This window comes from Streptomyces sp. NPDC055966 (assembly GCF_042269865.1).
Classification (GTDB): domain Bacteria; phylum Actinomycetota; class Actinomycetes; order Streptomycetales; family Streptomycetaceae; genus Streptomyces.
In genome coordinates, this window is the sequence record NZ_JBHJYK010000002.1 from 579,951 (window position 1) to 594,936 (window position 14,986).

At 69.4% G+C, this 14,986-nt stretch carries 6 protein-coding genes, 1 tRNA gene and 1 rRNA gene; 1 reads left to right on the plus strand and 7 read right to left on the minus strand.

Annotation, left to right across the window (positions count from 1 at the left end; genetic code table 11):
- Positions 1–85: 85 nt before the first annotated feature.
- From ACFC8N_RS06850 to ACFC8N_RS06865, 4 genes are all read right to left on the minus strand, one after another.
- Positions 86–928, minus strand: coding sequence for a RodZ domain-containing protein (locus tag ACFC8N_RS06850; RefSeq protein ID WP_356033562.1), 843 nt, complete (start codon positions 926–928; stop codon positions 86–88).
- 285 nt (positions 929–1,213) lie between these two features.
- Positions 1,214–3,973, minus strand: coding sequence for a DNA translocase FtsK (locus ACFC8N_RS06855; protein WP_376287078.1), 2,760 nt, complete (start codon positions 3,971–3,973; stop codon positions 1,214–1,216).
- A 124-nt stretch (positions 3,974–4,097) separates the two neighbouring features.
- Positions 4,098–4,781 carry a response regulator gene (locus ACFC8N_RS06860; protein WP_356033557.1) on the minus strand — a complete coding sequence of 228 codons (684 nt, stop codon included), beginning with the start codon at positions 4,779–4,781 and terminating at the stop codon, positions 4,098–4,100.
- Positions 4,782–5,100: 319 nt separating this feature from the next.
- Complete coding sequence (locus ACFC8N_RS06865; RefSeq protein ID WP_356033554.1) at positions 5,101–10,557, minus strand: HAMP domain-containing protein; 5,457 nt, start codon at positions 10,555–10,557, stop codon at positions 5,101–5,103.
- Between the two features lie 408 nt (positions 10,558–10,965).
- Between ACFC8N_RS06865 and ACFC8N_RS06870 the strand changes: the two genes are divergently transcribed.
- On the plus strand, positions 10,966–13,725 hold the full coding sequence (locus tag ACFC8N_RS06870; protein WP_376287082.1) for a SpoIIE family protein phosphatase: 2,760 nt from the start codon (positions 10,966–10,968) through the stop codon (positions 13,723–13,725).
- A gap of 84 nt (positions 13,726–13,809) precedes the next feature.
- On the opposite strand, the gene ACFC8N_RS06875 is transcribed toward ACFC8N_RS06870, so the two are convergent.
- The 3 genes from ACFC8N_RS06875 to rrf all read right to left on the minus strand — a co-directional run bounded on the left by ACFC8N_RS06875 (position 13,810) and on the right by rrf (position 14,865).
- Positions 13,810–13,885, minus strand: a tRNA-Thr gene (locus ACFC8N_RS06875).
- Positions 13,886–13,969: 84 nt separating this feature from the next.
- The gene (locus ACFC8N_RS06880; protein ID WP_358658226.1) at positions 13,970–14,632 is read right to left on the minus strand and encodes a DegT/DnrJ/EryC1/StrS family aminotransferase; all 663 of its coding nucleotides are present in this window, start codon (positions 14,630–14,632) and stop codon (positions 13,970–13,972) included.
- Positions 14,633–14,748: 116 nt separating this feature from the next.
- Positions 14,749–14,865, minus strand: a 5S ribosomal RNA gene (gene rrf, locus ACFC8N_RS06885).
- Positions 14,866–14,986 lie beyond the last annotated feature (121 nt).

Here is a 14,986-nt window from a genome sequence, read left to right on the forward strand (position 1 = left end):
ACTACTTTGTCTCACTGACAGCCCACGTCGACGGGGTTGGCCGATCTTGGCCAACCCCGTCACATCTGCGATCCGGCGGGACCGGTCAGCCCGCCACCGGGTCGCCTTTCGTGTAGGTGAGGCGCTCCACGGCGCCCGGCTGGAACTTGTCGTCGATCTTCTTGCCGTTGACGTACAGCTCGATCGCGCCGGCGTCGCCGAGGATCAGGTTGATCTTGGAGCTGTCCTGGAAGGTCTTGGACTCGCCCTTCTTCAGCAGCCCGTCGAACAGCATCCTGCCGTTGTGGTCCTTGGCGTTGATCCAACTGCGCCCGTTCGGCGCGCTGACCTGCACGGTCACCTTGTCCTGCGGGGCCGCGGCGATGGCGCTGTCGGAGGGCTCGGTGCTCGGCGCGGCGGGCTTGTCCTTCGTCGGAGTGGGCGAGGCGGACCTGGTCGTGGACGGCGAGGTGCCCTCGGCGACCTGCGTCTTGGAGTCGTTTGCGCCACTGCCGCTCTTGAGCGCGGTGAAACCGACGAAGCCGATCACGACGACGATCGCGGCGACCATGGCCGCGGTCCAGTTCGGCCCGCGCCGCTCGGGGCGGATCCGCTCCGCCTCGAACAGAGGTGCGGCAGGGGTGGGTGCGGGGCGGCCGCCGTGGTCGGCGTCGTACTGGGCGATCAGCGGCGTGGGATCCAGGTGGACGGCCTTGGCCAGCGTGCGGATGTGCCCGCGCGCGTACACGTCACCGCCGCAGGGGGCGAAGTCGTCCGCCTCGATGGCGTGCACGATGGCGATACGGACCCGAGTGGCACTGCTGACGTCGTCCACGGTGAGCCCGGCCGCGATCCGCGCCTGCTGGAGAGCGCGGCCCACGGAGACACGGGCTTCCTGGGACTCGTCTGGGAACGGACGCTCGTCTTCAGGGGAGTTGCCGATGGACACGGGGGCGCCTTTCGAGCGGGTGAGCCACCTGTGCTGGAGGTTCAGTCTAGGGGGGTACGAAAGGTTGGGGCGACAGGGCGGTGCTATTTGTACGCCATCAGAACAACCGCTCATCCCAATGGCGGGACAGACACGTCCCCGGGCCCGGGGTCCGCGGCTGCCCTTTCGCTCAACTTGACGTACCGCAAAGGGAAACGGTTGCCCGCCGATCTCTAACGGGTGGATCACGGCGTGGCCGCCACCCGGACCAACCCGCATCGGGCGGGCGGCCCCACGCCCTTGCCCCTAAGACTCCCCGCGAATCAGCGCGAGCACGCCGTCCAGCTCGTCGGGCTTCACGAGAACGTCACGCGCCTTGGAGCCCTCGCTGGGCCCCACGATGTTGCGGGACTCCATGAGGTCCATGAGCCGCCCGGCCTTGGCGAAGCCGACGCGCAGCTTGCGCTGGAGCATGGAGGTCGACCCGAACTGCGTGGAGACGACCAGCTCGGCCGCCTGGCACAGCAGGTCGAGGTCGTCGCCGATGTCCTCGTCGATCTCCTTCTTCTGCTTGGTGCCCACGGTGACGTCGTCCCGGAAGACCGGCGCCATCTGGTCCTTGCAGTGCTGCACGATGGCCGCGACCTCGGCCTCGGTGACGAACGCGCCCTGCATACGGGTCGGCTTGTTCGCCCCCATCGGCAGGAACAGGCCGTCGCCCTTGCCGATCAGCTTCTCGGCGCCCGGCTGGTCGAGGATGACCCGGGAGTCGGCCAGCGAGGAGGTGGCGAAGGCCAGCCGGGAGGGCACGTTGGCCTTGATCAGACCGGTGACCACGTCGACCGAGGGGCGCTGGGTGGCGAGCACCAGGTGGATGCCGGCCGCGCGCGCGAGCTGCGTGATGCGCACGATCGAGTCCTCGACGTCCCGCGGCGCGACCATCATCAGGTCGGCCAGCTCGTCCACGATCACCAGCAGGTACGGATACGGCTGGAGCTCGCGCTCGCTGCCCTCCGGCGGCTTGACCTTGCCGTCGCGCACGGCCTGGTTGAAGTCGTCGATGTGCCGGTAGCCGTAGGCCGCGAGGTCGTCGTAGCGCAGGTCCATCTCGCGGACGACCCACTGGAGCGCCTCGGCGGCCCGCTTGGGGTTGGTGATGATCGGCGTGATCAGGTGCGGGATGCCCTCGTACGCGGTCAGCTCGACGCGCTTGGGGTCGACCAGGATCATCCGGACGTCCTCCGGGGTCGCCCGGATCATGACCGAGGTGATCAGGCAGTTGATGCAGGACGACTTGCCGGAGCCGGTGGCGCCCGCGACCAGCATGTGCGGCATCTTCGCCAGCGAGTGCATCACGTACCCGCCCTCGACGTCCTTGCCGAAGGCGACCAGCATCGGGTCGTCGTCCTCGGCGGACTCCGCGAGCCGCAGCACGTCGCCGAGGTTGACCATCTCCCGGTCGGTGTTCGGGATCTCGATGCCGACCGCGGACTTGCCCGGGATGGGACTGATGATCCGCACGTCCGGGCTGGCGACCGCGTATGCGATGTTCTTGGTCAGGGCGGTGATCCGCTCGACCTTCACGGCGGGGCCGAGCGCCACCTCGTAGCGGGTGACCGTCGGGCCGCGGGTGAAGCCCGTGACGGCCGCGTCGACCTTGAACTCGGAGAAGACCTGGGTGAGCGAGGCGACGACCGCGTCGTTGGCCTCGCTGCGCGCCTTGCCGGGGCCGCCGCGGGTGAGGAGGTCCAGGGAGGGCAGCGCGTACGTGATGTCCCCGGCGAGCTGGAGCTGCTCCGCGCGCGGGGGCAGATCGCGGGGCTCCTCGGGGGCCTTCTTGGTCAGGTCCGGGACGGTCCCGGCCGTGAGCTTCTCCTGCTTGGGGCGCGCGGCCGGCACCGGCGAGGGCGCGGGAGCCGCGGCGGGCCCGGGCTCGGGCGTGGGCGTCGGCGTGGGCACCGGGGTGGTCTCTTCGCGCCCGCCCGTGCCGACGCCCTGGGTGAGGTCGGCGACCAGCGGGGACGGCGGCATGCCGTGCAGCACCGCGCCGTCGAGCGCGGCAGCGGCGGCCGCCGCGACGTCCACAGCGTCCATCTGGCGCTGCGGATCCGGCTGGGGCACCGCGGAACGCCTGGGACGCCCGCGACGCCGCGAGAGGGCCTCTTCCTCGGCGCCGTCGGGGTCGTATGGCTGGGGGGCGGCAGAGCGCCTGCGCGGGCGCGCGGGCAGCGCCTCGCGCCACTGCTCGTCGTAGCGCTCGTCGTCCTCGGTGAAGTCCTCGGCCTCGTGGTCGTGCAGCACGCCCAGGCGTACGCCGAGCGTGCGCAGGCGCTGCGGGATGGCGTTGACGGGGGTGGCGGTCACCACCAGCAGACCGAAGATCGTGAGCAGCGCCAGCAGGGGTACGGCGAGCACGTCGGTCATGGTGTACGTCAGCGGGGTCGCCGCCGCCCAGCCGATGAGGCCGCCGGCGTCCCTTATCGCCTGCGTGCCGTCGGCGCGCGCAGGCGAGCCGCAGGCGATGTGGACCTGCCCGAGCACGCCGACGACGAGCGCGGACAGACCGATCACGATCCGCCCGTTGGCCTCCGGCTGCTCCGGGTGCCGGATGAACCGTACGGCGATCACCGCGAGCAGTATCGGCACCAGCAGGTCGAGCCGGCCGAAGGCGCCGGTGACGAGGATCTCCACGAGATCGCCGACGGGGCCCTTCAGGTGGGCCCAGGTGCCGGCGGCGACGATCAGCGCGATACCGAACAGCAGCAGCGCGATGCCGTCCTTGCGGTGCGCCGGGTCGAGGTTCTTCGCGCCCCGCCCTATGCCGCGGAAGACGGCGCCGACGGCGTGCGCGACGCCGAGCCACAGGGCGCGCGCAAGCCGGTACACGCCCCCGGTGGGGCTGGGTGCCGGCTTCGGCGGCACGGCCTTCTTCGCCGGCGCCTTCTTCTTGGCGGGCGCCTTCTTGGCCGGGGTCTTCTTCGCGGCGGCCTTCCTCGCCGGAGCCTTCGCGGGAGCCGCCGCCTTCTTGGCGGTCTGCTTCTTGGCTGCGGAGGGACGTGAGGCCATGGGTGTGAGGTTACCGGGGGAGACGACAGGGGACACGTGTGCCCACAGCTTCACCCGTTCGTGTCGCCCTTACGGGGACTCGGAACTGACGTGTGCTCATGGGCAACCGGCGCCCGGGATCACGTCAGTTCTGCGCCGGCACCGACGGACCGCCGGCCCCGGCGCCCGGTTCCAGGGCGTCGAGTGCACGGCGCAACCCGGTGAGTTTGCGCTCCAGATGGGCCGCCGTGGCCACCGCGGCCGCGTCCGCCGAGTCGTCGTCCAGCTGCTTGGACAGCGCCTCGGCCTGCTCCTCGACGGCCGCGAGCCGCGCCGATAGCTCCGCGAGCAGCCCGGCCGACTCCTTGCCGCCGCCGACCGCGCCCTTGCCGCCGCCCTCCAACTGGAGCCGCAGCAGCGCCGCCTGTTCGCGCAGCTGGCAGTTCTTCATGTACAGCTCGACGAAGACCGAGACCTTCGCGCGCAGCACCCACGGGTCGAACGGCTTGGAGATGTAGTCCACCGCGCCTGCCGCGTAGCCCCGGAAGGTGTGGTGCGGGCCGTGGTTGATCGCCGTGAGGAAGATGATCGGGATGTCCCGCGTCCGCTCCCGCCGCTTGATGTGTGCGGCCGTCTCGAAACCGTCCATGCCAGGCATCTGGACGTCCAGCAGAATGACCGCGAAATCGTCCGTGAGCAGTGCCTTGAGCGCTTCCTCCCCGGACGATGCCCGCACCAGCGTCTGATCGAGCGCCGAGAGGATCGCCTCCAGCGCCAGCAGATTCTCCGGCCGGTCATCGACCAGGAGGATCTTGGCCTTCTGCACCATGGCCCGCCCTCCTCGCCCCGGCGGTACACCGGGCGCCGCCCCAGGGGACGACTCCCTATCGCCGCCCGTCCTTGTGCCGGTCATCGTAGCCGCACCCCGCCCGTCGCCACACCCTGTCACCGCGATGTCACTGTGCACGTAGCGGAAACGCCTCGGAGGCCCGGATGGTTCCCGGAATCCGGCATTCCCATACGCGCACAGCCCTCTCGGGCCCTACCTTCGCAGCCACCCCACAGGGGCAACTCCCGACGCCCGCCAGAGGTTCCCCGGGTGTTCACATCCCGGAGAACCTCTTTTCGCGTCACCTCGCGTCCGAGCGTCACCTCGCGCCCATCCACTGCTGCATCACGGCCAGCAGGTGGTCCGGGTCGACCGGCTTGGTCACGTAGTCCGAGGCACCCGACTCGATCGCCTTCTCCCGGTCGCCCTTCATGGCCTTCGCCGTCAGCGCGATGATCGGCAGGCCGGCGAACTGCGGCATCCTGCGGATCGCCGTGGTCGTCGCATACCCGTCCATCTCCGGCATCATGATGTCCATCAGCACGACCGCCACGTCGTCGTGCTGCTCCAGCACCTCGATGCCCTCGCGGCCGTTCTCGGCGTACAGCACCGAGAGACCGTGCTGCTCCAGCACGCTGGTCAGCGCGAACACGTTGCGGATGTCGTCGTCGACGATCAGTACCTTCTCGCCGCCGAACCGCACCACGTGCGCGGGGTGCGCCGTGCCGTCGTGTTCGAGGGCCGACCAGCGCTCCGCCCGCAGCTCACCCTGTGGCAGGGCGCGCCGCCTGCGCCGGAAGAGCGCCGCGGGGCCGTTCTGGGTCTCGCGGTACGACTTCACCTCGGCCGGCGTCTCGATCTCCACCGCGGACAGCTCCGAGGACGGCTTCGCCTCCGAGGCCAGCAGCTCGCCCGCCCCCAGCGGGGGCACGGACTGCTGGTAGCCCTGCGGCGGCAGTTCGCTCGGGTGCAGCGGCAGGTACAGGGTGAACGTCGAGCCGCGACCCGGCTCGCTCTGCGCGTGGATCTCACCGCCGAGCAGCTGCGCGATCTCCCGCGAGATCGACAGGCCCAGGCCGGTGCCGCCGTACTTGCGGCTGGTCGTGCCGTCCGCCTGCTTGAACGCCTCGAAGATCACCCGCATCTTGCTGGCCGCGATGCCGATCCCCGTGTCCGTCACCGAGAACGCGATCAGCGGCGCCTCCGGATCGGTCAGCGCACCGGCCTCCAGCAACTGCTCCCGGATGCCCACCGGCACGTCCGCGCCGGCCGGCCGGATCACCAGCTCCACCGAACCCGAGTCGGTGAACTTCACCGCGTTCGACAGCAGGTTGCGCAGCACCTGAAGCAGCCGCTGCTCGTCGGTGTGCAGGGTCGCGGGCAGCTCCGGGGAGACCCGTACGGACAGGTCCAGGCCCTTCTCCGCGGTCAGCGGGCGGAAGGTGGCCTCCACGTAGTCCACGAGCTGCACGAGCGCGATACGCGTCGGCGACACGTCCATCTTGCCCGCCTCGACCTTCGACAGGTCGAGGATGTCGTTGATGAGCTGGAGCAGGTCCGAACCGGCGCCGTGGATGGTCTCGGCGAACTCGACCTGCTTCGGCGAGAGGTTGCCCTCGGCGTTGTCGGCGAGCAGCTTCGCCAGGATCAGCAGCGAGTTGAGCGGGGTGCGCAGCTCGTGCGACATGTTGGCGAGGAACTCGCTCTTGTAGCGCATCGACACCGCGAGCTGCTCGGCGCGCTCCTCCAGGACCTGGCGGGCCTCCTCGATCTCGGTGTTCTTCACCTCGATGTCGCGGTTCTGCCGGGCCAGCAGCTCGGCCTTCTCCTCCAGTTCGGCGTTGGAGGCCTGCAGCGCCTTCTGCCGGTTCTCCAACTCGGCCGACCGCTCGCGCAGTTGCTCGGTCAGCTCCTGCGACTGCTTCAGCAGCAGCTCTGTCTTGGTGTTGACCGAGATGGTGTTGACGCTCGTCGCGATCATCTCGGCGATCTGGTTGAGGAAGTCCTTCTGGATCTGCGTGAACGGCGTGAAGGAGGCCAGCTCGATGATGCCGAGCACCTTGCCCTCGAACAGCACCGGCAACACGATCACCTGCGCGGGCGGGGCCTCGCCGAGCCCGGAGGAGATCTTCAGATAGCCGCTCGGCGCGTCCGACACCAGGATCGTGCGCTTCTCCTCGGCGGCCGTGCCGACCAGCGCCTCACCGGGCCGGAACGACGTCGGCATCGAGCCCATCGAGTAGCCGTACGAACCCAGCATCCGCAGCTCGTAGTTGTCCTCGCCGTTGCCCACGGCCTTGCCCTCGACCATCGGCATCGCGAGGAAGAACGCGCCGTGCTGCGCGGACACCACCGGCGTCAGCTCGCTCATGATCAGCGACGCGACGTCCTCCAGGTCGCGGCGGCCCTGCATGAGGGCGGAGATCCGGGCCAGGTTGCCCTTGAGCCAGTCCTGCTCCTTGTTGGCGATCGTGGTGTCGCGCAGGTTGGCGATCATCTTGTTGATGTAGTCCTGGAGTTCCTGGATCTCGCCGGACGCGTCCACGTCGATCTTCAGGTTCAGGTCGCCGCGGGTCACCGCGGTCGCCACGCGCGCGATGGCCCGCACCTGCCGGGTCAGGTTCCCGGCCATCTCGTTCACCGACTCGGTCAGGTCCCGCCAGGTGCCGTCGACGTCACGCACGCGTGCCTGACCGCCCAGCTGCCCCTCGGTGCCCACCTCACGCGCCACGCGCGTGACCTCCTCGGCGAAGCTTGAGAGCTGATCAACCATCGTGTTGATCGTCGTCTTCAGCTCAAGGATCTCGCCGCGGGCGTCAATGTCGATCTTCTTGGTCAGGTCACCCTTGGCGATGGCCGTGGTGACCATGGCGATGTTGCGCACCTGGCCGGTCAGGTTGGACGCCATCTGGTTCACGGACTCGGTGAGGTCCTTCCAGGTGCCGGCCACACCCGGGACGTGGGCCTGGCCGCCCAGGATGCCGTCCGTACCCACCTCGCGGGCCACCTTGGTGACCTGGTCGGCGAACGAACTCAGGGTCTTCACCATGGTGTTGATGGTGTCGGCGAGCTGCGCCACCTCACCGCGCGCCTCGATCGTCACCTGCCGCGTCAGGTCGCCGTTGGCGACGGCCGCGGACACCTGCGAGATGTTGCGCACCTGCATGGTCAGGTTGTTGGCCATCAGGTTGACGTTGTTGCTCAGGTCCTTCCAGATGCCGGTGACGCCCGGCACGTGCGCCTGACCGCCCAGGATGCCCTCGGTGCCCACCTCACGGGCCACCCGGGTCACCTGCTCGGCGAAGCTGGACAGTTGATCAACCATGGTGTTGACCGTCGTGACCAGCTCAAGAATCTCACCCTTGGCGTCAACAGTGATCTTCTTGGACAGGTCGCCCTTGGCCACCCCCGTCGTGACCTCGGCGATGTTGCGCACCTGGATCGTCAGGTTGTTCGCCATGAAGTTCACGGACTGCGTGAGGTCCTTCCAGGTGCCGGAGACGCCCTGCACCTCGGCCTGACCGCCGAGGATGCCCTCCGTGCCCACCTCACGGGCCACCCGGGTGACCTCCTCCGCGAACGACGACAGCTGGTCGACCATCGTGTTCAGGGTGTTCTTCAGCTCCAGGATCTCCCCGCGCGCGTCCACGGTGATCTTCTGGGAGAGGTCACCGCGGGCCACCGCCGTGGCGACCTGCGCGATGTTGCGCACCTGGGCCGTCAGGTTGCCGGCCATGCCGTTCACGGAGTCCGTCAGGTCCCGCCACACACCGGCCACACCGGGCACCTGCGCCTGGCCGCCGAGGCGCCCCTCGGTACCCACGTCCCGGGCCACCCGGGTGACCTGGTCGGCGAAGGCGGACAGCTGATCAACCATCGTGTTGATCGTGTTCTTCAGCTCAAGGATCTCACCGCGCGCGTCGACGTCGATCTTCTGCGACAGGTCACCCCGCGCCACCGCCGTCGTCACCTGGGCGATCTGCCGTACCTGCGAGGTCAGGTTGCCGGCCATGAAGTTGACGGAGTCCGTCAACTCCTTCCACGTGCCCGACACGCCGTCCACCCGGGCCTGACCGCCCAGCCGGCCCTCCGTGCCCACGTCCCTGGCCATCCGCGTGACCTGGTCGGCGAAGCTCGACAGCTGGTCCACCATCGTGTTCACGGTGTTCTTCAACTGGAGCATCTCGCCGGAGACGTCGACGGTGACCTTCTGCGAGAGGTCGCCGTTCGCCACCGCCGTGGTCACCTGGGCGATGTTGCGCACCTGGCCGGTGAGGTTGCGGAATGCAGTGTTGACGGAGTCCGTCAAGTCTTTCCATGCACCGGCGGCACCGGGCACCTGTGCCTGACCGCCCAGTTCACCCTCGACACCGATCTCCCGCGCGACACGGGTCACTTCGGCACCGAACGCCGACAGCTGGTCCACCATCCCGTTGACGGTGTTCTTCAGCTCCAGCATCTCGCCGGCCACGTCCACCGTGACCTTCTGCGACAGATCACCACTGGCCACGGCGGTCGTCACGGCGGCGATGTCCCGCACCTGAGTCGTCAGGTTCCGGAAGACCGTGTTGACCGAGTCCGTCAGGTCCTTCCAGGTCCCGGCCGCGCCCGGCACGTTCGCCTGACCGCCGAGCCGCCCCTCCGCGCCGACCTCGTTCGCCACGCGCGTGACCTCGTCCGCGAAGATACGCAGCGTCTCGGTCATCTGGTTGATCGTCTCGGCCAGCTGCGCGACCTCACCACGCGCCGGAACCGTCACCTTCTGCGACAGATCACCGTTCGCGACAGCCGTCGTGACCTGCGAGATCCCCCGCACCTGCGCGGTCAGGTTGCCCGCCATCGTGTTGACGGAGTCGGTCAGCTCCTTCCACACACCGGCCACCTCGGGCACCTGCGCCCGACCGCCCAGGATGCCCTCGGTGCCCACCTCCCGGGCCACGCGCGTGACCTCGGAGGAGAAGGCCGACAGCTGGTCCACCATCGTGTTGACGGTGTTCTTCAGCTCCAGCATCTCGCCGGCCACGTGGACGGTCACCTTGCGTGACAGATCACCCTTGGCGACCGCCGTGGTCACCAGCGCGATGTCCCGCACCTGCGCCGTCAGCCGGTCGGCCATCGTGTTGACGGACTCCGTCAGGTCCTTCCACGAACCCGACATCCCGCGCACCCGGGCCTGCCCGCCGAGCTTGCCCTCGGTGCCGACCTCGCTGGCCACGCGCGTGACCTCGTCGGTGAACGTCGACAGCTGGTCCACCAGGTTGTTGACGGTACGGCCGACCTTCAGGAACTCGCCGCGCAGCGGATGCCCGGCACCGTCGTCAGGCGCCTGCGTGCGCAGCTCCATCCGCGGCGACAGATCACCCTCGGCGACCGCCGTCAGCACCCGGCTGACCTCCGACACCGGCCAGACGAGATCGTCGACCAGCGCGTTGGAGGCGTCGATGGCGGTCGCCCACGAGCCCTCGCACGCCCCCGTCTCCAGCCGCTCCGTGAGTTTTCCCTCACGCCCCACCATGCGCCGTACCCGGGACAGCTCCCCGGTCAGATGCATGTTCCGGTCGGCCACCTCGTTGAAGACGGCGGCGATCTCCGACATCACGCCGTCACCGGACACAGTGAGCCGTTTGCGGAAGTTTCCGTCACGCATCGATACGAGAGCCGCCAGCAGCCGGTTCAGGGCAGCCGTGTCCACGGCGGTGGTGCCGCCGCTCCTGCCCAGGGACGGTCCGCCTTTCGCGCGCGTCTTCGTGCCACGCGTCGCCGCGCCAGACTCCACTGTGTCCCTCCCGGAGGGGTAGACCGCTACTGCCGTGCTCTGCCGCTTCGGCACCGGTCGCCGGTCATCGGCATACCGGATACTTCCGCGTACCCATTACTGCTGCGTATTTCTGCCAGACGAGATCCGGCCGCACCAGAGGCTGCTGCCCGCCGTACACGGAACACACGCAGCCCGACCCGACCTTCATCAGAAGCTTGCCCAGTGTTTCACCCGGGCCGAACCAGGCCATAACAGTTCGGCAGCTTCGCACATCGCCCGCACACCGTGGGGGGTAAACACCGGCGACCGGCATCCGCACGGACGGCGAAGGTAAGTAACCTTGCATCCGGCTGTCCAGCCGCACCGGTCCGACCGGCCTGGGCGGTGGCACGAGCACGAGGGGCATCGGAGGGGCGGCCGCAGACCATGACCACCGGAGTCATCCCCGGGGGACAGCCCCCGGAGCCACAGCCGACGGGCGAGCTGCTGCCCCAGCAGCGAAGCGAGCCGGCCGGCCATGCTGCCCTGCACGTCGACAACCGGCCGAGGAGTTCTGTGATCACCGCGCGTGCGGCCGCCACGTTCGAGCCCGTCGGGCGGTCCGTCGCGACCGCCCGGTCCTTCGTCCGCGACACGCTCCAGGGCTGGGGCTTCGCCGACATCGTCGACGACGCCGTCGTCCTCACCAGCGAACTGGTGACCAACGCGGTCGTCCACGCGGGCACACACGCGGACGTCCTGTGCCTGCGCACCGACGACGGCGCGCGCATCGAGGTCTCCGACCACTACCCCGAGCGCGAGGTCCCCCTTCAGAGCGCCGCCGCCACGATGGGCAGCCCCGACCGCGAGGGCGGCCGCGGCCTCCAGCTCTGCGCGGCCCTGGCCGCCCGCTGGGGCGTGGACTACACCCCCACCCACAAGAACGTCTGGTTCCAGCTCAATCTCCCCCAGCGCCCGGTCGGCACCCGCTCCGCCGGGCCGTCCCTGCCCGCCGAGCTGCTGCCGCTGGCCGACGGCCGGGTCCGCGTCGCCGTCCTCCAGGTCGACCGAAAAGGCTCCCTCACCGCCTGGAACGAGGACGCCGAGGAACTCTTCGGCTACCCCGCGTCCGAGGTCATCGGCAGGCCCCTCACCGAACTCGCGGCCTGGCCGCACACCCCGGGCACCAGCACCGGCGTCGCCGAGGCCCTCCAGCTCTCCCGCTGGGAGGGCAGTTACGGCATCCGCGGCGCCGACGGCCGCGTGGCCCCGGTCTACGCCTCACACCTCCGGGTCCGCGACACCGGCGGCGAGCCCTCCACCGTGTGCCTCCTGGTACGGGACCACGAGCGCGCCGTCCTCCAGACGCCGCTGCGCGTCCCGGCAAGCGACCAGAATCAGCCCTCCGACGGCCCGAACGCCGACCCCTTCGAGGTGTTCATCGGCTCCCCCGCCCCGGACGACCTCGACGGTCTGCTCCAGCGCACGGTGGAACGCGCGCGTGACATGCTCGACGGCGACTCCGCCTTCCTGCTGCTGGCCACCGACGACGAGACCGAGCTGGAGGTCCGCGCCTCCACCGGCCTGCCCTCCGCCCGCCAGCGCTTCGCGCGCGTGCCCGTCGAGGCCGGCCCCGGACGCTACGGCTCCGCGCGCATGCCCGCCGTCCACGACGACCTGACGACCGTACCCGGCGCCGTACCCCTCCTGTCCGGCACCGGCATGCGCTCGGTCGTCACGGTCCCGCTGAAGGTCGAAGGCCGCCTCACCGGCTCCCTCGGCGTCGCCGCCGAGGGAGCCGGCAGATACTCCAACGAGGAGGCGCTGCGCCTCCAGTTCGCCGCCGACCGCATCGCCCTGGCCGTCGAGTCGGCCCGCCTCGGCGAACTGGAACGCCTGCGCCGCGGCTCCCTCAGTTTCCTCGTCGAAGCCTCCGACCTGCTGGCCGGCACGCTCGACCGCGACCAGACGCTGGCCCTCATGGCCCAGATGACGGTCCCGACCCTGGCCACCTGGTGCGCCGTCTACACGATCGCCGACCAGGCCTCGGACCCCTATCTGTCCTACGTCCTGCACGAGGACGAGGAACTCATCGACGGCATCAAGTCATTGCTCTCGAAGATCGCCCCGCCCGACCCGGTGCCGACCCCCGGCGCCCGCGTGTGGACGGTCCCCGCCGAGGTGGCCCACCAAGCGGCCCTGCGCACCTCCATGCGCACCCTCGGTCTGTCCGGCAGCCCCACCCACCGGATCTCCTCCAGCATCGGCCCGACCCTGGCCACCGCCTCCGCGGTCGGCGGCGAGACGGTCGTCCTGCCGCTCGTCGCCCGCAACCGCGTCATCGGCATGCTCGTCCTCGGCAAGCCCACCGACGAACACTTCCGCCAGGAAATCCTGGAACTGGCCGAGGATCTGTCCCGCCGGGCCGCACTCGCTCTCGACAACGCCCGCCTGTACTCGGAGCGCACGGCCATCAGCCAGGCCCTCCAGCGCAGCCTCCTGCCGCCCGGCACCCCGCACATCGACGGCGTCGAGGTGGAGGTCATCTACCGCGCGGCCGGCGAGGGCAACGAGGTCGGCGGTGACTTCTACGACCTCTTCCCGATCGGCAACGGCGCCTACGGCTTCGCCATCGGCGACGTCTGCGGTACGGGCCCCAACGCCGCGGCGGTCACCGGCCTCGCCCGGCACGCCCTGCGCCTGCTCGCGCGCGAAGGCCTCTCCGGCCCCGCGGTCCTGGAGCGCCTGAACTCGGCCATCCTCGACGAGGGCGACCGCAGCCGCTTCCTGACCCTCCTCTACGGCGAGATGCGCCTTCAGGAGGACGGCAGCGCGGAGCTGAAGGTGGTCTGCGCCGGCCACCCGCTCCCGCTGCGCCTGCGTCAGGACGGCACGGTGGTCGCGGCAGCCGAACCCCAGCCGCTGCTCGGCGTCATCGAGGACCTGGAGCTGTACGAGGAGACCGTCACCCTCGATCCGGGCGACGTGCTGCTCTGCGTCACGGACGGCGTCACCGAACGCCGCGAGGGCACGCGCATGCTGGGCGACGACGGCCTCGCCGACGTCCTCACCACGTGCACGGGCCTGACGGCCGGAGCGGTCGCGGCCCGCATCATGCGCGCCGTGGAACGCTTCGCGTCCGACGCTCCGTCGGACGACATGGCGATTCTGGCGATGCGGGTTCCGGGAATCCACAAGGAGGCATGAGGCCTTGAGGTCTCAAGGCCTTGAGGGCATGAACTTGAGGGCATGAAAAAGGGCCCCACCCGAGAGGGTGGAGCCCTTTTCTGCTGGAGCCCCCAAACGGAATCGAACCGTTGACCTTCTCCTTACCATGGAGACGCTCTGCCGACTGAGCTATAGGGGCCTGTCGTTTTCGAGGTTTCCCTCGCGGCGACGAAGAAACTGTACCCCGAACCGGCCCGGGTTCCCAAATTCGTTCGGGAGCCGTTCAGAAGGCGGGCTGGAGCAGACCTCCGAGCGCGTTGCACGCCGAAACGATGCGCTGCATCTCCCGCTTGGTGAGCGTGGCGTCGACGGGCAGCGCGAGCGTCTCGTCGGCCGCGAGCTCGGTCTCGGGCAGCGACACGCACCGCCGGAACTCCGGCAACCGGTGCACCGGTGTCTTCACGGGCACCCGGCACTCAACTCCCTTGGCTCGCAGGGCTCGTGCGAAGGCGTCCCGGTCCGGACGGCCGTTCCCCGGCACCCGCACCACGTACTGCTGATACGTGTGCCCGTCGCCCCCGTCCGGCGTCCGTACGCCCTTGAGCTTGGCGTCCAGGTAGGCGGCCCGCTGCCGACGCTGCGCTATCTCGTCGTGCGGCGCCTCGGACTCGCCCTGCTCCAGCATGAGCAGGCCCTGCCGCTGCCCCAACGCGTGCAACCGCCCGATGTCGGCCCGCCGTCCGAAGCGATGCACGGCAACGACCGCCGCAGTACGCGAAGTTACGGCCGCCTCGACGGCACCGGGATCGATGCAGTACGTCAACGGGTCTATGTCGGCGAACACCGGGAGCGCGCCGGCCAGGGTCACGGCCTCGGCGACTTCGACGTTCCCGAAGGCCGGTACGACGACCTCGTCACCGACTCCGACACCCGCGGCCCTGAGCATTGCAGCAGTTCCCATGTGCTGGATGTTCGGCGCGCAGGGTGAACGACACGTTAAGCAGAACGTAAAAAGGTCGGACCCCGAACCGAAGTTCAGGATCCGACCTTTTTGGAAGAATTGTTCGGCGGCGTCCTACTCTCCCACAGGGTCCCCCCTGCAGTACCATCGGCGCTGTGAGGCTTAGCTTCCGGGTTCGGAATGTAACCGGGCGTTTCCCTCACGCTATGACCACCGAAACACTATGAAACAATCAACAACCGTTGGCTGTTCGTGGTTTCAGAACCAACACAGTGGACGCGAGCAACTGAGGACAAGCCCTCGGCCTATTAGTACCGGTCACCTCCACACCTCACGGTG

Excerpts from the sequence above, each read along its gene's own strand:
- ACFC8N_RS06860 (WP_356033557.1), bottom strand. The coding sequence starts at position 4,781 with ATGGTGCAGAAGGCCAAGATCCTCCTGGTCGATGACCGGCCGGAGAAT.
- ACFC8N_RS06855 (WP_376287078.1), bottom strand. The coding sequence starts at position 3,973 with ATGGCCTCACGTCCCTCCGCAGCCAAGAAGCAGACCGCCAAGAAGGCG.
- ACFC8N_RS06880 (WP_358658226.1), bottom strand. The coding sequence starts at position 14,632 with ATGCTCAGGGCCGCGGGTGTCGGAGTCGGTGACGAGGTCGTCGTACCG.
- ACFC8N_RS06870 (WP_376287082.1), top strand. The coding sequence starts at position 10,966 with ATGACCACCGGAGTCATCCCCGGGGGACAGCCCCCGGAGCCACAGCCG.